Source organism: Pseudomonas lactucae, assembly GCF_036688725.1.
GTDB classification, from domain to species: Bacteria; Pseudomonadota; Gammaproteobacteria; order Pseudomonadales; family Pseudomonadaceae; genus Aquipseudomonas; species Aquipseudomonas lactucae.
Genome location: NZ_JAQQPT010000011.1, coordinates 14975 through 35668 on the forward strand (window position 1 = coordinate 14975; position 20694 = coordinate 35668).

At 61.1% G+C, this 20694-nt stretch carries 20 protein-coding genes and 1 riboswitch; of the genes, 9 read left to right on the plus strand and 11 right to left on the minus strand.

Annotated features, from left to right (window positions below; genetic code table 11):
- Positions 1-31 precede the first annotated feature (31 nt).
- From V6M90_RS14000 to V6M90_RS14015, 4 genes are all read right to left on the minus strand, one after another.
- The gene (locus V6M90_RS14000; RefSeq protein WP_003176630.1) at positions 32-418 is read right to left on the minus strand and encodes an MAPEG family protein; all 387 of its coding nucleotides are present in this window, start codon (positions 416-418) and stop codon (positions 32-34) included.
- A 133-nt stretch (positions 419-551) separates the two neighbouring features.
- Entirely contained in the window at positions 552-1439 is an 888-nt protein-coding gene (locus V6M90_RS14005; protein WP_332846695.1) for a formate/nitrite transporter family protein, read from the minus strand.
- 71 nt (positions 1440-1510) lie between these two features.
- The gene (locus V6M90_RS14010) at positions 1511-3421 is read right to left on the minus strand and encodes a patatin-like phospholipase family protein (protein WP_332846696.1); all 1911 of its coding nucleotides are present in this window, start codon (positions 3419-3421) and stop codon (positions 1511-1513) included.
- Positions 3422-3520: 99 nt separating this feature from the next.
- Positions 3521-3925: an acyl-CoA thioesterase gene (locus tag V6M90_RS14015; RefSeq protein ID WP_003176633.1), complete on the minus strand. Its 405-nt coding sequence runs from the start codon at positions 3923-3925 to the stop codon at positions 3521-3523.
- A 198-nt stretch (positions 3926-4123) separates the two neighbouring features.
- Positions 4124-4229, plus strand: a riboswitch (S-adenosyl-L-homocysteine riboswitch).
- A gap of 21 nt (positions 4230-4250) precedes the next feature.
- On the opposite strand from V6M90_RS14015, the gene ahcY reads away from it, so the two are divergent.
- From ahcY to V6M90_RS14040, 5 genes are all read left to right on the plus strand, one after another.
- Positions 4251-5660, plus strand: coding sequence for an adenosylhomocysteinase (gene ahcY / locus V6M90_RS14020; protein ID WP_003176634.1), 1410 nt, complete (start codon positions 4251-4253; stop codon positions 5658-5660).
- Positions 5661-5851: 191 nt separating this feature from the next.
- Complete coding sequence (metF, locus tag V6M90_RS14025) at positions 5852-6697, plus strand: methylenetetrahydrofolate reductase [NAD(P)H] (protein WP_141062908.1); 846 nt, start codon at positions 5852-5854, stop codon at positions 6695-6697.
- An 81-nt stretch (positions 6698-6778) separates the two neighbouring features.
- The gene (locus V6M90_RS14030; RefSeq protein WP_003176637.1) at positions 6779-7861 is read left to right on the plus strand and encodes a hypothetical protein; all 1083 of its coding nucleotides are present in this window, start codon (positions 6779-6781) and stop codon (positions 7859-7861) included.
- A 63-nt stretch (positions 7862-7924) separates the two neighbouring features.
- Complete coding sequence (locus tag V6M90_RS14035; protein WP_003176638.1) at positions 7925-8716, plus strand: substrate-binding periplasmic protein; 792 nt, start codon at positions 7925-7927, stop codon at positions 8714-8716.
- A gap of 222 nt (positions 8717-8938) precedes the next feature.
- Positions 8939-10825 carry a DEAD/DEAH box helicase gene (locus tag V6M90_RS14040; protein WP_003176639.1) on the plus strand — a complete coding sequence of 629 codons (1887 nt, stop codon included), beginning with the start codon at positions 8939-8941 and terminating at the stop codon, positions 10823-10825.
- 65 nt (positions 10826-10890) lie between these two features.
- Here the strand turns inward: V6M90_RS14040 and V6M90_RS14045 are convergent, their stop codons facing one another.
- Together V6M90_RS14045 and V6M90_RS14050 are read right to left on the minus strand one after the other, a co-directional pair.
- Positions 10891-11469, minus strand: coding sequence for a YceI family protein (locus V6M90_RS14045; protein ID WP_003176640.1), 579 nt, complete (start codon positions 11467-11469; stop codon positions 10891-10893).
- A 32-nt stretch (positions 11470-11501) separates the two neighbouring features.
- On the minus strand, positions 11502-12053 hold the full coding sequence (locus V6M90_RS14050) for a cytochrome b (protein WP_078735029.1): 552 nt from the start codon (positions 12051-12053) through the stop codon (positions 11502-11504).
- 273 nt (positions 12054-12326) lie between these two features.
- On the opposite strand from V6M90_RS14050, the gene V6M90_RS14055 reads away from it, so the two are divergent.
- Complete coding sequence (locus tag V6M90_RS14055; protein ID WP_003176642.1) at positions 12327-13733, plus strand: adenosylmethionine--8-amino-7-oxononanoate transaminase; 1407 nt, start codon at positions 12327-12329, stop codon at positions 13731-13733.
- Positions 13734-13894: 161 nt separating this feature from the next.
- Positions 13895-14614, plus strand: coding sequence for a 16S rRNA (uracil(1498)-N(3))-methyltransferase (locus V6M90_RS14060; RefSeq protein ID WP_003176643.1), 720 nt, complete (start codon positions 13895-13897; stop codon positions 14612-14614).
- Between the two features lie 38 nt (positions 14615-14652).
- Here the strand turns inward: V6M90_RS14060 and V6M90_RS14065 are convergent, their stop codons facing one another.
- Genes V6M90_RS14065 through V6M90_RS14075 form a run of 3 tightly spaced genes read right to left on the minus strand, consistent with a single transcriptional unit; the run spans position 14653 to position 17195 of the window.
- Positions 14653-15555 (minus strand): transporter substrate-binding domain-containing protein, encoded by a 903-nt coding sequence (locus V6M90_RS14065; RefSeq protein ID WP_003176644.1) that lies wholly within the window; start codon positions 15553-15555, stop codon positions 14653-14655.
- Positions 15556-15580: 25 nt separating this feature from the next.
- Positions 15581-15931 carry a RidA family protein gene (locus V6M90_RS14070; protein WP_003176645.1) on the minus strand — a complete coding sequence of 117 codons (351 nt, stop codon included), beginning with the start codon at positions 15929-15931 and terminating at the stop codon, positions 15581-15583.
- A 10-nt stretch (positions 15932-15941) separates the two neighbouring features.
- Complete coding sequence (locus V6M90_RS14075; RefSeq protein WP_332846697.1) at positions 15942-17195, minus strand: D-amino acid dehydrogenase; 1254 nt, start codon at positions 17193-17195, stop codon at positions 15942-15944.
- Positions 17196-17303: 108 nt separating this feature from the next.
- Between V6M90_RS14075 and V6M90_RS14080 the strand changes: the two genes are divergently transcribed.
- Positions 17304-18206, plus strand: coding sequence for a LysR family transcriptional regulator (locus V6M90_RS14080; protein WP_141062906.1), 903 nt, complete (start codon positions 17304-17306; stop codon positions 18204-18206).
- Between the two features lie 20 nt (positions 18207-18226).
- Here V6M90_RS14080 and trhA read toward each other — a convergent pair whose 3' ends face one another.
- Positions 18227-18844 (minus strand): PAQR family membrane homeostasis protein TrhA, encoded by a 618-nt coding sequence (gene trhA / locus V6M90_RS14085; protein ID WP_017530995.1) that lies wholly within the window; start codon positions 18842-18844, stop codon positions 18227-18229.
- A 144-nt stretch (positions 18845-18988) separates the two neighbouring features.
- Between trhA and V6M90_RS14090 the strand changes: the two genes are divergently transcribed.
- Complete coding sequence (locus tag V6M90_RS14090; protein WP_003176649.1) at positions 18989-19909, plus strand: LysR family transcriptional regulator; 921 nt, start codon at positions 18989-18991, stop codon at positions 19907-19909.
- A 19-nt stretch (positions 19910-19928) separates the two neighbouring features.
- Here the strand turns inward: V6M90_RS14090 and madM are convergent, their stop codons facing one another.
- Positions 19929-20693: a malonate transporter subunit MadM gene (madM, locus tag V6M90_RS14095; protein ID WP_003176650.1), complete on the minus strand. Its 765-nt coding sequence runs from the start codon at positions 20691-20693 to the stop codon at positions 19929-19931.
- Position 20694: the final 1 nt, after the last annotated feature.

Below are 20694 nucleotides of genomic sequence, written 5' to 3' on the forward strand. Positions count from 1 at the left end.
CGACACCGAAAATCACAAGGTGAAGCAGGGCTTAGATCGAGACAAAGAAGAAACTCGCAATCAACGCCATGCCCACCGCCCACACCAGCGAACGCAATATCGCCCAGTCAGCCAGGTAGCAAATGATGTACAGCAGGCGGCTGGTGATAAACAGCACGGCCAGCACATTGATGGTCACCAGTTCGGCGTTGCCGGCCAGGTGCGCGATAATCACCGCCGCAGCGAACGCCGGGGTTACTTCAAAGCTGTTGAGTTGCGCACTGTGGGCGCGTTTGGCGATCCCTTCGAGGCTGTCCAGAAACGCCCGCGGGTCATGGTTATCACGCGCGCCGAATGTGCCGTCACTGAACTTGGCCACACCGGTACACAGATAAGGCAGAAAAATAGCGATCAACACACACCAGAAAGCAGCCGTCATCACAGAGTCCTTTTGTCGTTTTATGCAGCGACTGGGGTTCTAGCGTTACCCCCGTCACACCTACACGCTATGAACCACCGCGCAGCGAAAGGTTCTATTGTGGGCCACCCACGCGGCAGCGGCCTACCTCCCCTCACTGTTTTTTGTTGTTCTGCGGCGGATGTCTCGGATCCGCAGCCTTGCGGCCCGGCAAGCTGCCTTCACTGCGAATCTGCGCATGGCTGATCAGCGCAAAGATAAAGCTGCCACCGATAATGTTGCCCGCCAGGGTGGGGCCGGCGAACACCAGCCAGAAATCCTTCCACGGCAGCTCGCCGGCGAACACCAGGTATGACACCTCCGCGGAACCCACCACGATATGGGTGAAATCTCCCAGCGCCATAAGGTAGGTGATGAGGATGATGATCCACATCTTGGCGCTTTCCATCGACGGGATCATCCACACCATGGTGGCGATCATCCAACCGGAGACGATGCCCTTGGCGAACATCTGGCCAGGGTGGTTCTCCATGATCTTGCGCCCGATCTCCAGGAAGGCATGATCAGTCCGAGTGTCGAAGATCGGCAGGTGCAGCATCACGTAGGCCACCACCAGAGTGCCGCACAGGTTACCCACCAACACCACCGACCACAGGCGCAGCAGGCGCCCGGCGTTCGCCAGTGTGGGTTTGCTCATCACCGGCAGCACGGCGGTCAGGGTGTTTTCGGTGAACAGTTGCTGACGCGCCAGGATCACCGCCAAAAAGCCCGCGCAATAACCAAAGCTGGCGATGACCTTGAAGCCCTCACCGTCCGGCAGGCGCGAGTTGAGCAAGCCCATGGCCATCAACGACAGGCCCATGGTCAACCCGGCCGCCAGCGCCGACCACCACAACGCCGCGACGTTGCGCTCCAGCTCCTGGTCGCCCTGGGTGCGGATGATTTCATGCAGTACAGCCGCGCGGGGCGGCTGGTTTTCGTCTACGTCCTGCTGCTCTTGCTGCGACAGGTTGGGGGTCTTGCCGTCTTCGCGGGTGGCCATGATGTACCAGAGTCCAAGGGGTGCCTGTAGCTACGACACGCCGGCGCGATGGCTGTTCAGTGGCCAGGCAACTAAAGCGGCTTGCGCCAGGCCTTGGCCATTTCCACGGTGGTGGCGCTGAAGGGTTCTGACCAGGGTTTGTTACGCGCGCCATACTGCTCAACGATGCTGTCGAGCACACGGTTGAACTCTACGGGAGTGGTGGCTTTGGCCAAGTCCTGCGCGGCGCGCTGTAACAGGTCGACGTTGGCAGCCGGCTGCCCCGGACGGAACAACGAGGGGTAAATGACCTGTTGCGTAAAATTGTCGCCCTTTACGGCGATGTCCCGCCGTTGCATCTCAGCCACAGCACTGCCAAGCACCTTGGACATCGGCGCGCCTGTGCGCGATGCTTGCCTGGCCGCCACCTGCAGCAACTGTTGGAAATTGTGCTGGCCCGGGGCGTTGAGTCGCTGCCCCAGCCAATCGATGTGCTCCGGTTTGCTCGCCAGCGCATCAAGGTTGCGCACGGCAGACAGCAAACGAGGGGTGAATTCAAGCGCTTTGCCGGTGTGATTGCCTTCGCTGATTGCACTGTCCAAGGCGTGAAAGGCCTGTTGCGCGTCTTGTCGAAACATCAGCGTATTGGCGGCGGCCGGGTCTTTGCGCAATGATTCACGCGCATCGCCAAGCATGTCATCGTCCATCGCCAGCAGCGCGTCGTCCAACGAGGCAAACTCATGAGACTCGCGCAACGTGGCACGCTGCTCCAGCTGCGTCGCCACCGCTCCCCGAGCCTGCGCTTGCAGGTGCTGTTTCTGCTCCGGACTCATGGTGAAGTTGACGGTGCCGCCGAGCAAGCCCCGAAAATCACCCTTGTCGCTGTTCAGCGGCAGCACCACGGTCTGGTCGGCAAACGGCTGGAGCTGTTTTTCTTGATAAGCGCCGGCTGCCGTATGGGGGGTGCCTGTGAACTTGTCAGCAATACTGCTCAGAAAACCGCCACTTTTTTGCGCGGTCGCATCGCTTTCAAACTTGACGATAAGCGATTCATGCCGATGCAAGGGGCTCTCTGGAAACGCGCGCTCGATTACGCCTGGGGCGGGTGTGTTAAGAAGCAGCCCGCCATCCTGGAAAGCACTGGTCTGGGCGGATGCCTGAAAAGCATGGCCTTGCTCCATTGGGCTCTTGAACAGCCCCGGCAACGAGCCTGAAATGTGCGCGGCGCGAGCAATGTCCATGTCGGGGGTCAGGCCGGCGTTGAACACCACCAACTGCGGACGGCCATCGAACATGCCGGTTCCGGTGATGTTGAGTTGCTTGATTGCCGGTATATGTCGGCTCAAGACCTCCAGATCGCCAAACGTGGGCGCCCCGCCCGCGCTCAGGCGGTCGGCAATTTTCATCACTTCGGCGGGCCGCGTGGCCCTGGGCGTATCGGCGATATGCGTCAGGATCGACTGACGTGATTCGTTGCGAATCATCTCTTCAAGGGGCTGCGCCTCGGTTTGCAAGCGCGGCAACAGGGTCATCAACAGTTGGGAAATGTTCCCGACCGGACCAGGCAACCCTCCGGCAAGCTTGCCGACGCTGGAACTGGCGTCCTGCAGCCAGGCAGTCACCGAGTCCTTGCTGTTGAGCAAGCGCGGCAGGTCGATACTGTTCGACAGCGCTCCGAACGCATCGGCCCCCATGCCACTGGCAAGCAGGGCGGCGGAAATGGCGCCGGCGGACGAGCCGGAAATAGCCTTCACACCTTGCAATTTCTGGCTTTCTTCCAGCGCCGTTACGACGCCCGGAAAGGCAATACCCTTGGCTCCGCCACCACTGAGCACCAGGTGGTTGACCGCCGGTGGCGACACCACCACCTGCACCCGCCCGTTAGCCTCTCGTGAAAGGCTCAGCTTGCGCGGACCTACGCCGTCTACCAAGGGCGTGTAGGCACGCGGAAGGTCATGCGACGGTAGTTGAATCTGAATTTCTGAGTTATTGGATACTTTCATACGCAGGCTCTCTCTACGGGATGTAAACCTGAGTGATGAGAGAGTCTGGGAAAGATCCATCAATAAATGATTTGGTTACGTAAATCCTACGACACTGTGTTACTCAGGGATGCCGTCGTCCTTGAACTGGTCCTTTACGTACCTGATCTCGGTCCGCCCATGAGGTGCCGGCAGACCGTCTTCGCCGAGGTTGACGAAGACCATTTTTTCCACAGTGAGGATGCTCTTGCGGGTGATCTTGTTGCGCACCTCACAGGTCAGGGTGATGGAGGTACGACCGAACTCGGTGGCGGTGATGCCCAGTTCGATGATGTCGCCCTGGCGCGAGGCGCTGACGAAGTTGATTTCGGAGATGTACTTGGTTACCACGCGTTGGTTGCCCAATTGCACAATGGCGTAGATAGCCGCTTCTTCGTCGATCCAACGCAGCAGGCTACCGCCGAACAGGGTGCCGTTGGGGTTGAGGTCTTCAGGTTTTACCCATTTGCGGGTGTGAAAGTTCATGGTCACTCCAAAGCGTCTTGCCGAATGATGGGTGCCATCATGGCAGAGCCCGGGCCCAAGCTCTATGAGCCGTTGCCTATCAAGTCCATGAGCGTTCTTCATGCCGCCGACAGAAAGGCTTGGGAAGTCTGGCGCACACGGCTATAATCGCCACCGCTTCAAAACGGTCATCTTCAATTGATACCGTTCTCCCGCCACCTGTCCGAGGGGCGCTGCAGCAGGCTTGGCCTGTCAGGCTCGGATGGGGCGTTGTCCGGCCTGGTCATCGAGCTGGATACTAAACGCACAACGGCGCCCATTCGCACACTACGAATGGAGGCTCTTCATGAGCGCTGTCAACACGCCTGCAGATTTCACCGACTACAAAGTCGCCGACATGTCCCTCGCTGCCTGGGGCCGTCGCGAAACCTTTATCGCCGAATCCGAAATGCCGGCCCTGATGGGTCTGCGTCGCAAGTACGCCGCAGAGCTTCCGCTCAAGGGCGCGAAGATCCTCGGCTGCATCCACATGACCATCCAGACTGCCGTGCTGATCGAAACCCTGGTTGCCCTGGGTGCCGAAGTGCGTTGGTCGTCCTGCAACATCTTCTCGACTCAAGACCAGGCCGCCGCCGCAATCGCTGCTGCCGGTATCCCGGTCTTCGCCTGGAAAGGCGAGACCGAAGAAGAGTATGAGTGGTGCCTGGAGCAGACCATCCTCAAGGACGGCGCGCCTTGGGATGCCAATATGATCCTCGACGACGGCGGCGACCTGACCGAGCTGCTGCACAAGAAGTACCCGCAGATCCTCGACCGCGTCCACGGCGTGACCGAAGAGACCACCACTGGCGTACACCGTCTGCTGGACATGCTGGCCAAGGGCGAGCTGAAGATCCCGGCCATCAACGTCAACGACTCGGTGACCAAGAGCAAGAACGACAACAAGTACGGCTGCCGTCACAGCCTGAACGACGCTATCAAGCGCGGCACCGACCACCTGCTGTCGGGCAAGCAAGCCCTGGTGATCGGCTACGGTGACGTGGGCAAGGGTTCGTCCCAGTCCCTGCGTCAGGAAGGCATGATCGTTAAAGTTTCCGAAGTTGACCCGATCTGCGCCATGCAAGCCTGCATGGACGGTTTCGAAGTGGTTTCGCCGTTCATCGACGGTATCAACGACGGTACTGAAGCAAGCATCGACAAAGCCCTGCTGGGCAAGATCGACCTGATCGTGACCACCACCGGTAACGTGAATGTGTGCGACGCGAACATGCTCAAGGCCCTGAAAAAGCGCGCCGTGGTCTGCAACATCGGTCACTTCGACAACGAGATCGACACCGCTTTCATGCGCAAGAACTGGGCATGGGAAGAAGTGAAGCCACAGGTACACAAGGTTCACCGTACCGGCGCTGGCGATTTCGACCCGCAGAACGACGACTACCTGATCCTGCTGGCCGAAGGCCGCCTGGTTAACCTGGGTAACGCTACCGGCCACCCAAGCCGCATCATGGACGGCTCGTTCGCCAACCAGGTGCTGGCCCAGATCTTCCTGTACGGCCAGAAATACGCCGACCTGTCGCCGGCCCAGAAAGCCGAGCGCTTGACCGTGGAAGTACTGCCGAAGAAACTCGACGAAGAAGTGGCCCTGGAAATGGTCCGCGGCTTCGGCGGCGTGGTGACTCAACTGACCAAGACCCAGGCCGACTACATCGGCGTGACGGTTGAAGGTCCGTTCAAGCCGCACGCGTACCGCTACTGATATGCCTGCTGCCCGTTCCCCCTGTGGAGCGGGCTTTTAATGTGGGAGGGGCGGTGCGACGATTCGACTTGCCCCCGATAACGGTGAATCAGTCACCGGAAATGTTGACTGACACACCGCTTTCGCGAGCAAGCCCGCTCCCACATTGAGGTGTTCACACTCCGGCATTCTGAGTTCCCAAGGGTATTACCATGTCCCAAGACCGTCGCTACAGCTTCGAGTTCTTCCCGACCAAGACCGATGCTGGGCATGAAAAACTGATGGCCACTGCCAAAGTGCTGGCCAGTTACAACCCTGACTTCTTCTCCTGCACCTACGGTGCCGGCGGCTCGACCCGCGACCGCACGATCAACACCGTGTTGCAGCTGGAAAGCGAAGTCAAAGTTCCCGCCGCTCCGCACTTGTCGTGCGTGGGCGACAGCAAGGCCGACCTGCGCAGCCTGCTGACCCAATACAAGGCTGCCGGCATCAAGCGCATCGTTGCCCTGCGTGGCGACCTGCCGTCCGGCATGGGCATGGCCAGCGGTGAGCTGCGCCATGCCAATGACCTGGTGAGTTTCATCCGTGAAGAAAGCGGCGATCACTTCCATATCGAAGTGGCGGCTTACCCGGAGATGCACCCTCAGGCCCGCAACTTCGAAGACGATCTCAATAACTTCGTGCGCAAGGCCAATGCCGGTGCCGACAGTGCGATCACCCAGTACTTCTTCAACGCCGACAGCTACTTCTACTTCGTCGAGCGTGTACAGGCCCTGGGCGTGAATATCCCGATCGTGCCGGGCATCATGCCGATCACCAACTACAGCAAGCTGGCACGCTTCTCCGATGCGTGCGGCGCAGAAATCCCACGCTGGGTGCGCAAACAACTGGAAGCCTACGGCGACGACGTCAAGAGCATCCAGGCGTTCGGCGAACAGGTCATCACGGAAATGTGTGAACAATTGTTGCAAGGTGGTGCGCCCGGGCTGCATTTCTATACCCTGAACCAGGCCGAACCCAGCCTGGCAATCTGGAACAACCTTAAACTGCCACGCTAGGGCTGTTTAATCGCAATACCCGGCCCTCGTTATTACGGGGGCTTTTTTATTCATATTTCCAGGCAAGGAAACCAACCGTAGATGAATACAGCGTCCCCGACTCCTCGCCCGCAACTGGTGTATCTGGTTTTCGGCGCCGAGACTTACCATCAGGAAGCGGTATTCAGCATCGCCAGCGCCGTGTCACATCTAGGGGGCGCCCAACACATGCCGTTGGACATCCAGGTGTTCAGCGATAACCCGCAGCCCTACGAGGGCCTGCCGGTGCAGGTCCACGCACTGGACGAAACCACACGCAAACGCTGGAGCGAACCCCACGGTTACCATTTCCGCACCAAGCACGTGCTGTTGCGCCAAGTGCTGGAAACGGCCGAAACCGCGCTGCTGATCGACACGGACACCTTCTTCCACGAATCGCCCATGGTGCTGTTCGAACGTGTCGCACCCGGCACCGTGCTGTGCAACGCCTTCCAGGCAAAATACGGCGATAACCGCGAAAGCGTGCTGTATGAAGCCCTGGCCACCTACCTGGCCGACAAAGGCGTGGCCGACGACGACATGTGGCTGCTCAACTCCGGCGTCATGGGCCTGTCCCGCCAGGACGCGCACATTCTCGATCACTCGATCGAGTTGATGGACGAACTGTTCCCCATGGCCCACGGTGCCTACACCCTGGAAGAGTTCTGCCTGTCGGTGGCCGCGTACCGCACACTCAACGTGCGCCAATGCCCGGACCTGATCCACCACTACTGGAGCCGCAAGCAGCTGTTCCGTGCCAAGGTCAAAGCGTGGATCGCCAAGCACGCCGCCAACCCCCTTTGTGCCCAAGCGCTGGCCGACACCCGCAGGGTTTCCGCCCACCTGCCCCGCCCGCCGCGCCTGCAACGTACGCTGTACAAGCTGATCACCCTGGCGCTGCCAAAACGCAAGCAGCAGTTCATCCGCGAGATTCTCTACGGCTGCTACGAGCACGAAAATGAGTTCGATCAGGCCTGTGGCCCGGTCTGGTGGGAAAAGGCCCGGCAAAACCAGGAGGAGCGGCAGAAATGTCCGGTTGACGCGCACCAACTGGAACACTGGTTCGCCAATCCCGTGGTCCGCCTGATTCTCGGCGAGCGCCGTGCGGCCATTTATGAACATCTGATGACCTCAAAGGCTAAATAGCACCCCCCTCAAATGCATGGGCCAGAGCTTCTCTTTAGTGCACGAGCATCGTAACCTCAGGGCATGACGCTCATTGCAAAGCTGTTGACCGCCGCCCTTTTTGCTTGCCTGAGCCTGGCCGCTTACGGCGAGAAACTGCGCATTGTCACCGAGCCCTGGGCGCCCTACGTCTATGAAGAAGACGGCGTCATGCGCGGTCTGGACTACGAAACCACGGTGACCGTGTTCCAGCGACTGGGGGTCGAGGTGCAGTGGCAGTTCCTACCCTGGAAGCGCTGCCTGGCCATGCTTGAGCAGGGCAATGCCGATGGCGCGCTGGATATTTTCCACAGCCTTGACCGTGAGGCCTTGCTGCTGTACCCCAGCGAACCGCTGTCAGACGTCGAGTTCGCGTTGTTCTACGCCAATGAGCGCCCGCACCCGGCCAAGCATCTCGATGACCTGCGAGGCCTCACGGTAGGCACCTCGCCAGGCTACTTGTACGGCGACGATTTCAGCACGTCCACGTTGTTCAAACGCGAGCCGGCACCCAGCCATGAAGCCAACTTCGGCAAATTGATGCTGGGACGCATTGACCTGGTCATCACCGACCGCCGAGTGGGCCAGCATGTGATCAAGGCTCTGGGCCTGGAAGGCAGGATCAGCCAGGCACCGGTCATGGTCAGCCGCCAGCAGCAATTTCTCGCCGTGCGCCGTGGCGCCGGCATGGACCTGCTGGTGCAGCGCTTCGCCGCTGAACTCAAGCGTTTCAAACAGGAACCCGCCTATGCCGTCCTCAGTGCAAAATACGGTGGGATCCAGGCCATTACGGCCTCAGGACACACCGTTGAGCAGCAGGAAAGCAGCGCACCGTGATTGCTCTGTTATACTCCGGCCTTTCCGCCAGGCTTACGCCCGGCCGCTCGGGTCTTGAAAAAGGCACCCAACCCCGCTACAGCGCAGCTTTCAGCCCCGCGCGAGCCGGTGGAGTGCCCGCCAGACGCAGCAGGACCGGACGGGATTGCGCTCCCCTAAGCGCCATTCACGCCCGGCAAGATTATCCCTTTGGGCCAAGCCCTAACTAAAACAGGATTACTCATGTCCTTTGCTTCCCTCGGTCTCTCCGAGGCTTTAGTCCGCGCCATCGAGGCAGCGGGCTATACCGAGCCTACTCCGGTGCAACAGCGGGCCATTCCCGCCGTGTTGCAAGGTCGCGACTTGATGGTCGCGGCTCAGACAGGTACTGGTAAAACCGGCGGTTTCGCCCTTCCGATTCTGGAGCGGTTGTTCCCCAACGGTCACCCGGACAAATCCCAGCGTCACGGCCCGCGCCAACCACGCGTACTGGTCCTGACCCCAACCCGCGAACTCGCCGCCCAGGTGCATGACAGCTTCAAGCTGTACGCCCGCGACTTGAAGTTCGTCAGCGCCTGCATCTTCGGCGGCGTTGGCATGAACCCACAGGTTCAGGCCATGTCCCGTGGTGTCGACGTGCTGGTGGCATGCCCCGGTCGTTTGCTCGACCTGTGCGGCCAAGGCAGCGTCGATTTGTCCCACGTGGAAATCCTCGTGCTGGACGAAGCCGACCGCATGCTCGACATGGGCTTTGTCCATGACGTGAAAAAGGTCCTCGCCCGTCTGCCGGCCAAACGTCAGAACCTGCTGTTCTCGGCAACGTTCTCCCAGGACATCACCGCCCTGGCCGGCAAGCTGCTGCACAACCCGGAACGCATCGAAGTCACGCCGCCGAACACCACGGTCGAGCGCATCGAGCAACGCGTCTTCCGCCTGGCCGCGAGCCACAAGCGCTCGCTGCTGGCCCACCTGATCACCCATGGCGCGTGGGAACAGGTGCTGGTGTTCACCCGCACCAAGCACGGCGCCAACCGCCTGGCCGAGTATCTGGACAAGCACGGCCTCACCGCTGTCGCCATCCACGGCAACAAGAGCCAGAACGCGCGCACCAAAGCCCTGGCCGACTTCAAGGCCGGCTCCGTGCGTATCCTGGTGGCCACCGATATCGCCGCACGCGGCCTGGATATCGATCAGTTGCCACACGTGGTCAACTTCGAGCTGCCAAACGTCGACGAAGATTATGTGCACCGTATCGGCCGTACCGGCCGGGCCGGTCGTTCGGGCGAGGCCATTTCCCTGGTCGCACCGGACGAAGAAAAACTGCTTAAAAGCATCGAGCGCATGACCAAGCAGAAAATCGCCGACGGCGACCTGATGGGCTTCGATTCCAGCGCCGTGGAGGCCGAAAAGCCTGAAGCGCGCGAGCGTCCGGACGTGCGTAATCCACGCAACCCACGCGGTCCGAAGGGTGATGGCCCGAACGGCGGCGGTGGTGGCGGTGGTCGTCGCGACAAGGGCAAGGACAAGGGCGGCAAGGAAAAAGCGCCGACCAACGGCCGTGGCGAACGCCCGGCCCGTGAACAAAAGCCCCGCGAAGGCACCCCGGCCCGCGAACAGCGTCAGCCGAGCCAGCCACCACGCGCCGCCGCGGACCGCGCTCCGGACGAGTTCCTCGACGACGACGTGGATAACTTCGGTAACCGCGTCGACTACGTGCCCCAGGCCAAACCGGCCCAGGGCCGTGGCCGTCGTCCAGGTGCACCGGCACAAGGCGCTGGCGCGGCAGCTCCACGCAGCGGCCAGCCTCAGGGCGCTCGTCAGAACGGCCCACGCAACAGCAGCGGCGGCACCACCGGTACGCCACCTGCCAAACGCAGCGGCCCGCGTAACGGCGCACCGCGTGACGGCCAGGCCCGTCGCGAAGACTCGCGCAGCAACAACCGCCGCCCGGCCCGTGACGACCAGCCTCGTCTGTCCGAGCCAGCGGTGCAGAACCCGCGCGGTGGCCCCGCGCCGAAGATCATCCACAAGGAGTCGAAAGCTGATCGCTTCCCGACACCCGAGCAGCTGGATCAATTGCCCGGCCGTCCTCGTGGTGAGAAACCAGCGCTGCTGACTCGCAACCGCTGAGTTTCAAAGCGCCATAAAAAATGCCCCGCATCGAAAGATGCGGGGCATTTTTATTTGGGCAGAAATTACTTCTGCTTAACACCTTCCAGCGAGATGTCCAGGTCGACAGTCTGGGAAGTCGGGCCTGGGCCTTTGATGCCGAAGTCGTTCAGGTTAAGCGTGGTCGTGGCGTTGAAGCCGGCACGTTCGCCGCCCCATGGGTCCTTGCCTTCACCGTTGAAGGTGGCCTTGAAGACCACTGGCTTGGTCACGCCATGGAAGGTCAGGTCGCCGGTCACGTCAGCAGTTTTTTCGCCCGTCGACTTAACCGCGGTAGACACGAACTTGGCGTCAGCGAACTTGCCAACATCCAGGAAGTCCTTGCTGGCGATGTGCTTGTCACGTTCTGCGTGGTTGGACCACAGGCTGGCGGTTTTCACGTCGACTGCGATTTTGCTGGCTTCAGGCTTGGCCGAATCCCAGCTGAAGGTGCCGTCCCAGTCCTTGAAGGTACCGTGGATGTAGCTGTAGCCCAGGTGGCTGATTTTCCAGTCGATGAAGGCGTGCTGGCCTTCCTTGTCGATCTTGTAGTCAGCGGCCATTACCTGACCTGCCGACAGCAGAGCGGTACCGATTGCCAGAGCAGCAAGTGTCTTTTTCAACATGCTTTCTATTCCTTGTGAGTCGAGGTTGAACATCAGGCTTTGCGCCCCAGCATTCGCGTGAGGGTCGCATCACGATCGATAAAGTGGTGTTTCAACGCAGCCACGCCGTGCAAGCCGGCGAAAACCACCAACACCCAGGCGAGGTACAGGTGCACCACACCCGCGGTGTCTGCCTGGTCCGGTAGACCGGCAACCACGGCAGGGATTTCAAACAGGCCAAACACCGGAATACCGACACCGTCGGCGGTGGAAATCAGGTAACCGGCAATCATCACGGCAAACAGGCCGATATACAGGAACGCGTGTCCAAAGGCGGCGCCAATACGGGTCATGCGGCTATAGCTGGTCAGCGGTGGTGGCGGCGGGCTGACCAGGCGCCAGACGATCCGCACCAGCATGATCGCAAACAGCGTGATACCAATGCTCTTGTGCAGATCCGGCGCGTCTTTGCGCCAGGCGCTGTAATAGTCGAGACCGACCATCCACAGGCCCAGGGCGAACAGACCGAACACCACCAGGGCCACGCCCCAGTGCAAAACCATACTGACCCAGCCATAGCGGGCCGGCGAATTGCGTAACTGCATGTACTTAATCCCGTAAAAGCTGCGCCCAAGACTAGCGATTTACCTATCGAATTAAAGCGAAAAATTTCGCTTTGAAATATCGAGAAATACGATCTTGAGGGTATGAAGCGTAAATTAACCAAGGATTAAGCACTATCCGGAAGAAACGTGACAGACCGTCCTGTGTTTACCGCCAATTCACGCGTAATGGGTTGTGACACAGGCGCCCATTGCATAGGCTTGCGCGATTGTTTCACCTGCACCACTCGCAGGACCGCTTCGAGGAGATCACCGATGGGCTTGAACAACCAGTGGATGCAACGCGACCTGGCGGTGCTGTGGCATCCCTGTACCCAGATGAAAGACCACCAGCAACTGCCGCTGATCCCGATCAAACGCGGCGAAGGCGTGTGGCTGGAAGACTTCGAAGGCAAGCGCTACCTCGATGCCGTCAGCTCCTGGTGGGTCAACGTATTCGGCCACGCCAACCCGCGTATCAACCAGCGCATCAAGGACCAGGTCGACCAACTGGAACACGTGATCCTGGCCGGGTTCAGCCATCAGCCGGTGATCGAACTGTCCGAGCGCCTGGTGGCGATGACGCCCGAGGGGCTGACCCGCTGCTTCTACGCCGACAACGGGTCATCGTGCATCGAAGTTGCGCTGAAGATGAGCTTCCACTACTGGCTCAACCGCGGCCTGCCGAACAAAAAGCGCTTCGTCACCCTCACCAACAGCTACCACGGCGAAACCATCGCGGCGATGTCGGTGGGCGATGTACCGTTGTTTACCGAGACTTACAAAGCACTGCTGCTCGACACCCTCAAAGTGCCGAGCCCCGATTGCTACCTGCGCCCCGAAGGCGTGAGCTGGGAGGAACACTCACGCACCCTGTTCCTGGCGATGGAACAAACCCTGGCGCAACACCATGACAGCGTCGCCGCGGTGATCGTCGAACCACTGATCCAGGGCGCCGGCGGCATGCGCATGTATCACCCTGTGTACCTCAAGCTGCTGCGCGAAGCCTGCGACCGCTATGGTGTGCACCTGATCCATGACGAAATCGCCGTAGGCTTCGGCCGCACCGGCAGCATGTTCGCCTGTGAACAGGCCGGCATCCGCCCGGACTTCCTGTGCCTGTCCAAGGCCCTGACGGGCGGTTACCTGCCACTGGCGGCGGTGGTCACCACCGATGATGTCTACGACGCGTTCTACGACGACTACCCGACCTTGCGCGCTTTCCTGCACTCCCACAGCTACACCGGCAATCCGCTGGCGTGCGCAGCGGCCCTGGCGACCCTGGATATTTTCGAAGAAGACAACGTCATCGAAAACAACAAGGCACTGGCCCAGCGCATGGCCACGGCCACCGCCCACCTGGTCGATCACCCGCATGTGTCGGAAGTACGCCAGACCGGTATGGTTTTAGCCATTGAAATGGTCCAGGACAAAGCCACCAAGACCGCCTACCCGTGGCAGGAACGCCGTGGCCTGAAAGTGTTCGAGCATGCCCTTGAACGCGGTGCGCTGTTGCGGCCGTTGGGCAGCGTGGTGTATTTCCTGCCGCCCTATGTGATAACGCCGGAGCAGATCGACTTCCTCGCCGAAGTCGCGAGTGAAGGCATCGATATCGCGACCAACAGCAAGGTCAGCGTTGCCGTGCCAAAAGACTTCCACCCCGGCTTCCGCGATCCGGGCTAAACACCCCACCCTTTTAGGAGCCGGCTTCTGTGGCGAGGGAGCTTGCTCCCGCTGGGGTGCGAAGCGCCCCCAAAAGCTGGCGACTGCTACGCAGTCGAACGGGAGCAAGCTCCCTCGCCACAGTAATCTCGCGTCTACACAAAACTTTCCAGAGAACAGAAATGAGACTGTCCCGCTTTTTCACCGACACTCCGCTGAGCCTCGGCGATCACGAATTGCCCGAAGCCCAGGCGCATTACATCAGCCGCGTGCTGCGCATGGGCGAAGGTGACGCCGTGCAATTATTCGACGGTTCCGGCCAGGAGTTCCTGGGCACTCTGCTGGAGGTCGGTAAAAAACGCGTCACCGTGCAACTTACGCAGCACTTCGCCGGCCAGGCCGAATCGCCGCTGCACATCCACCTCGGCCAGGGCCTGTCCCGGGGTGAGCGCATGGATTGGGCGATCCAGAAAGCCACGGAGTTGGGCGTCAATGCGATCACGCCGATTTTCAGCGAGCGCTGCGAAGTGCGCCTCAAGGATGAACGCGCCGACAAACGCCTGCTGCACTGGCGCCAGGTGGCGATCAGCGCGTGCGAGCAATGCGGGCGTTCGACGGTGCCGGTGATTCACCCACCGCTGTTGCTGGCCGACTGGCTGAAGCAGACCGAGGCCGACCTCAAGCTGGTGCTGCACCCGGTGGCTGAGCCGATGGTCAGTCATGCCAAGCCGTCCAGCCTGGCCTTCCTGATCGGGCCTGAAGGTGGGTTGACCGACAACGAAGTCGAAACCGCCCAAGGCGCCGGCTACCACGCCGCTCGCCTCGGCCCGCGCGTGTTGCGCACCGAGACCGCGCCAGTAGTTGCGCTGGCAGTCGCCCAACAACTGTGGGGCGACTTCTAACCCACTTTGCAACCCCGCATTGATCGGGTTACCACTTCTTACTCCACCGGATCACTGACCGGCTTGGCAATAATTGCCTTCAACTCGCTGGTCATCGGGAACTCCAGGTTCAACCCCTTCGGCGGAATCGGCTGTTCAAACCAGCGCTGGTAAATCCCGTTGATCTCACCGCTGCGGTACAGGTCAGCGAGGGCCTCGTTGACCACCGCGAGAAACTGCGGGTCGTCCTTGCGCACCATGCAGCTGTAGATCTCGCGCGACTGCTCCTCGCCCACCACCACCCAGTGGTGCGGGTCCTTGGCCTTGGCGCGCTCGCCGTAGAGCAACGCATCGTCCATATAGAACGCTACCGCGCGGCCTGTCTCCAGCATCTTGAACGCTTCACCATGGTCCTTGGCGCTGATCACAAACATATTGGCCTTGTGCTCGGCGTTGTAGCTCTTGAGGAAACGTTCGTTGGTGGTCCCGGCGGTGGTCACCACGTTCTTGCCCTCAAGGTCGGCAAAGCCTTTGATGCCGCTGTCCCTGGCCGTGAGCAATTGGCCCTTCACGTAGATAAAACCGTAGGAAAACGCCACCTGCTTCTGCCGCTCGGCGGTCACGCCGGTAGAGCCGCATTCCAGGTCGACGGTGCCGTTCTGCACCAGCGGGATACGGGTCTGGGAGGTCACCAGGTTGTATTGCACATTGAGATTCGCCACCCCGGTTTTCTGCTGGATGCGTTCAACGATCCTGCTCGCCAGGTCCACCGAATACCCCATGGGTTTGCCGCTGCTATCGCCCACATAGGAAAACGGCACCGATGCATCGCGATAGCCCAGGGTGATGGACTTGGCATTGGCGATCTTGCTCAACGTACCGTCCAGAGCCGCTTCATTCGCATGTACCTGCGCGCCCAGCAAAAGTCCCAGGGTGCAGCCAGTCAACAGGATCTTTTTCATTGTTATTCTCCGTGGCTCTGTGAAGTTATTTACGTACGGCAATCACGCTGATTTCCACCAGCACGCTGGGCCGCGCCAGCTCGGCTTGCAGGGTGGTGCGTGTGGGCGCCATCCCCGGTGTCAGCCATGCGGACCACTCTTCGTTCATCGGCGCGAAACCGCTGCCGATGTCCTTCAGGTAAAGGGTCGCATTGAGCAGGTGATCCTTGTCGCTGCCCGCCTCGGCCAGCAGTGCATCGATCTTGGCCAGCACTTCGCGGGTCTGGGTCGCCACGTCCTGGCCTTCGCCCGGCACCTGGCCCGACAGGAACACCAGGTCCTTGAAGGTGACGGCACCACTGAGACGTTCATTGCTGCTGATTCGGGTAATGCTCATGGGTGCATCCTCAAGCCGCGCAGGGCGTCAGGCCCTGCATATCAATGGAAGGATTGCGCTGGCCGATCAGTTCGGCGAGCAACTGGCCGCTGCCGCAGGCCAGGGTAAAACCCAAGGCGCCGTGGCCGAGGTTCAGCCACAGGTTGCGATATTGGCTGGCGCCGATCAGCGGCACACCGGTCGGGGTGGCCGGGCGCATACCGGCCCATTCCAGCGCATGGTCATAGTCACCAGCCGTAGGAAACGTCTCTAGAGCCTGACGTTTGATCAGCGCCAGGCGCTTGGGCTCAAGGCCGGCGTCGAAGCCGACGATATCCACCATGGCCGCGATCCGCAGCTGTTCACCGATGCGCGCGTAAACGATTTTGCGGTCGTAGTCGGTGATGCTCACGCTCGGCGCCTGGTGCTGCGCGCCGATCGGCACGCTCAGGCTGTAGCCCTTGAGTGGGTACAGCGGCAACGCCAGTCCCGGCAAGCGCAGTTCGGCGCTGCGATGTCCTGCCGCCAATACCAGGTGCTCGACCGGCATCACCTCGTCGCCCAGCTCGTCGCCCAGCTCGATGGCCTGCACCGCCCCCTCTGCATGGCGAATGCCGGTGACCTTGCGCTCCAGCACAAAGCGACAGCGCCCGGATGCCTCCAGCCGCGCCGCCAAACGCTGGCAGAAGGCATGGCAATCGGCGACTTCCTCGTTTGGCGTGTAAATCCCGCCGACAAACCCACCGCCCGCCAACGCCGGCTCCAGGCGTGCGCAATCGGCGGCCGACAGCACTTGCTGCTGCAGGATATCGGTGACTTTGCTGCGCGCATGTTCAAAGCTGCCGGCGTTGCGAAAGGTCACCAGCTTGCCGTTGCGTCGCCAGTCGAAGCCGTCCAGGCAGTCGTCCTCGCGCCATTGCTGCAAAGTGCTTTGGCTCAGGGACGCCAGGCGCAGCAAGTGGGCCGCATTGCGCTGGTTCACTGAACCGCGGCAGGCGGCAATGAAGGCCGCCATCCAACGCCATTGCTGCGGGTCGAGCCGTGGACGCAGCTTCAAGGGCGAATCACCGCGCAGCAGCCAGCCAAGCGCTTGCAGCGGCACGCCGGCATCCGCCAACGGCGCGACATAGCGGTAGGACAGTTGCCCGCCATTGGCGAAGCTGGTTTCGCTGCCCAACGTGTCGCGTGCGTCGATCACCGTCACTTCATGGCCGGCCCGCACCAACGCATACGCACTGGCCAAGCCGATAACCCCACCACCGATGATACAAACCTGCCTGGCCATCCCAGCCTCCAGCCGTTGATTGAAGAGAGGCCAAGCGTAGGCCCAGGTGACAGGACGCCGACAATCAATAAAGATGGGCCACCTATAAACAAAGGTTATGGACTCGCCATGCGCTTGCGTCATATCGAAATCTTCCAGGCCATCCGCCAGACCGGCTCCGTCAGCGCGGCCGCGCAGTTGCTGCACGTGTCGCAACCGGCGGTGACCAAGGTGCTGCAGCACGCCGAGTTGCAGCTGGGCTTCCCGTTGTTTTTGCGCGTGCGTGGCAAATTGCAGCCCACCCCGGAAGCACTGGCACTGGAAAGCGAAGTGGAAAAAGTCACCGCGAGCCTGCAAGGCGTGCGGCGCCTGGCCAAGAGCTTGCGCCGCGCACCGGGGCAAAGTGTGCGCATTGGGGCGACTCCGGCGTTGGCTCTGTCGCTGCTGCCGCCAGCGATTCTGGAATGGAAACGCGATTACCCGGACATGGCCTGCGAGCTGTCCAGCGACCACAGCCGCGAGCTGGTGCAAAAACTGTTGATGCGCGAAATCGACCTGGCGCTGACGCTCAACTTCTCCGGACATCCGGGGCTCACCACCCAAACACTGGCCAACGGCGTACTCGTGGCGTTGGCTTCGAAAGGCTATTGGCCGGACGCCGAACTGCATCAGCCCTTGCCATTGGCCGACCTGGCCGGGGCACCGCTGATTGGCCTGTCCAGCGCCGATCCGCTGGCGGCAAAACTCGACAGCTACCTGGAGAGCGTCGATCCGCCGCCGCGCGTGACGATCTCCGTGCAAACCTACTCACTGGCCCGTGCGATGGTGGAGTCCGGTGCGGGCTTGACGGTGATCGATCCGTTCACCGCGTCGGGTGCCTCGATGGCCACCACCTGCATCCGCCTGCTCACCCCGCCGTTGCCGATTACGCTGTATGCCCTGACCCGCGCCAACGAGCCGCCGCCGCATATGCTGGCCAAGTTGCTGGAAATCTTCGGCAAGCGAGCGTGTGAGTTATTGGAGCGCCTCTAAGGACACCGCCCCTCCCACACTCAAAGCACGTAATGCATGATCGCCACAAAATGCAGCAGGCTGCCGCCGATCACGAACAAATGCCAGATCCCATGGGAATGCCGCAGGCGATCCTCCAGGGCAAAAAAAATGATGCCGACGGTGTACAACACCCCCCCCGCCGCCAGCCACGTGAACCCTGCCATACCCAGCCCGGCGATCAGCGGCTTGACCGCCACCAGCACGATCCAGCCCATCACCGCGTAGATCACGATGGACAGAATCCGCGCCTCGGAGCGCGGCTTGATCTCCTGCAGGATACCGATCACCGCCAGCCCCCACACGATGCCGAACAGCGTCCAGCCCCACGGACCGCGCAGCGTCACCAGGCAAAACGGCGTGTAGCTGCCGGCGATCAACAGGTAGATCGAAAAGTGATCGACCTTCTGCATGATCTCTTTTCGCCGCCCGCGCACGCTGTGGTACACGGTCGACGCGCTGTACAGCACCATCAACGTAAAACCATAGATCGCCACGCTGACGATCTTCCAGGGGCTGCCATCCAGGCTCGCCACCACCAGCATCCACACGGCGCCGATACACGCCGCGACTGCACCGAGCAAATGGCTCCAGGCGTTGAAGCGTTCCCCGTGATACATGTGTCACTGACCTCCTGTAACCGTTGACGGCTGGCGGCAAGCCTCCAGCCTTGCGCATCAGAGTGCAAGCGCCGTGTGACGTTCCGGCGACGCCGCACGGTTTTACGGGCACAATCGAAGGCATTCGAACAAGAGCCCACGGCCATGCTGATCGACGAAGAATTCACCCTCAAAAAGCTCGAAATCTTCCTGGCGTTCATGCGCACCGGCAACCTGGCCCGCGCCGCCGCCGAGCTGCAGACCAGCAATGTCAGCGTGCATCGCGCCATTCATTCGCTGGAAAATGCCCTGCGCTGCCCGCTGTTCAAGCATGAAGGGCGCAACCTCACCCCGCTGGAAAGCGCCTACGTACTTGAAGAACGCGCACAGAAACTGGTGGCCGATGTGGTCGACAGCGTGCGCCTCACCCGCGAAGCCGCCGGCTTCTCCGCCGAGCGCTTCAAGCTCGGCTCGCTGTATTCGCTGACGGTCAAGACCGTGCCGCAACTGATCATGGGCCTGAAGATCCGCCGCAGCGAACTCAACATCGACCTGATCCTGGGCTCCAACTTCGACCTGCTCTACAAGCTCAAGAACATGGAAGTCGACGCGATCCTGATCTCCCTCGACGAACACGCCAACGACCCCGATTGCGAGCAGATCGCGCTGTTCTCCGATGACATCTTCCTCGCCACCCCGGCCGACTCACCCTTTGACCGCACTCGGGAAATCGATCTGGCGGACGTACGCGACGCCACCTTCATCACCCTCACCCAAGGCTTTGCCACCCACCAGGACGGCAACCGGGTGTTCAAGCAGGCGGGGTTCGAGCCGAAGGTGGCGATGCAGGTCAACGACATCTTCACGCTGTTGAGCATGGTCAGTTCGGGAGTGGGTTATGCGCTGCTGCCGGGGCGGATTGCGGCGGTGTATGAGAACCGCGTGAAGCTGATACCGCTGCAAGCCAGGTATCGCTTGCAGCAGCATATTGGCGTGGTGTTCTTGAAGGCCAAGGAGCGTGACCCTAACCTGCTGGCGTTGTTGGCGGAGTGTCGGATGTACGCCAATCGGCAGGTGCCAGCCTGACACTCCGCAAACCCAGAGGTCAGCCCACCAACCCGCGCACAATGAAGTACAGTAACGAAGGCCCCAGCAAACACCCAAGCCCGGTATGAAACGTCGCGGTCAACGCACCATACGGCACCAGGCGCCGATCCGTCGCCGCCAGGCCCGCGGTCACTCCACTCACCGTGCCGGCCAACCCGCCGAACACCATCGCCGAACGCGGGTTATCCAGCCCCATCCAGCGCGCGGCCACAGGTGTGCCGACCATCACCAGAATCGCCTTGATCAAGCCGGTGGCAATCGACAGCGCCATTACATCCGAGGTCGCGCCAATCGCCGCGCCGGTGACCGGGCCGACGATATAGGTCACGGCGCCGGCACCGATGGTGGTCATGCTGATCGCATCGCGATAACCAAAGGCCCAGGCCATGCTCGCGCCGACGATAAACGGCAGAATCGTGCCCAGCAGCAAGGCGATCACACCGATCATCCCGGCTTTGCGCGCTTCGGTAGCTTGCACTTCGAACGCGGTGGCAACGATGGCGAAGTCGCGCAGCATCGCGCCGCCCATCAGGCCGATGCCGGAGAACAGCGCCAGGTCGGCCAAGCCTTTTTGCCCACCGGTAATCGTGCCGCCGACCCAGGCCAGGACCAGCCCAATCACGATGGCAATCGCCGAGCCGTGAATGCGTCCGAAGGTCAGGCGCTTGGACAACACCACGGACACCCACATCACCACACCCACGAAAGCAAAGGCGGTGATCAGGCCATTATGTTCCAAGCCTTTTTCGATAAGATCCCACATA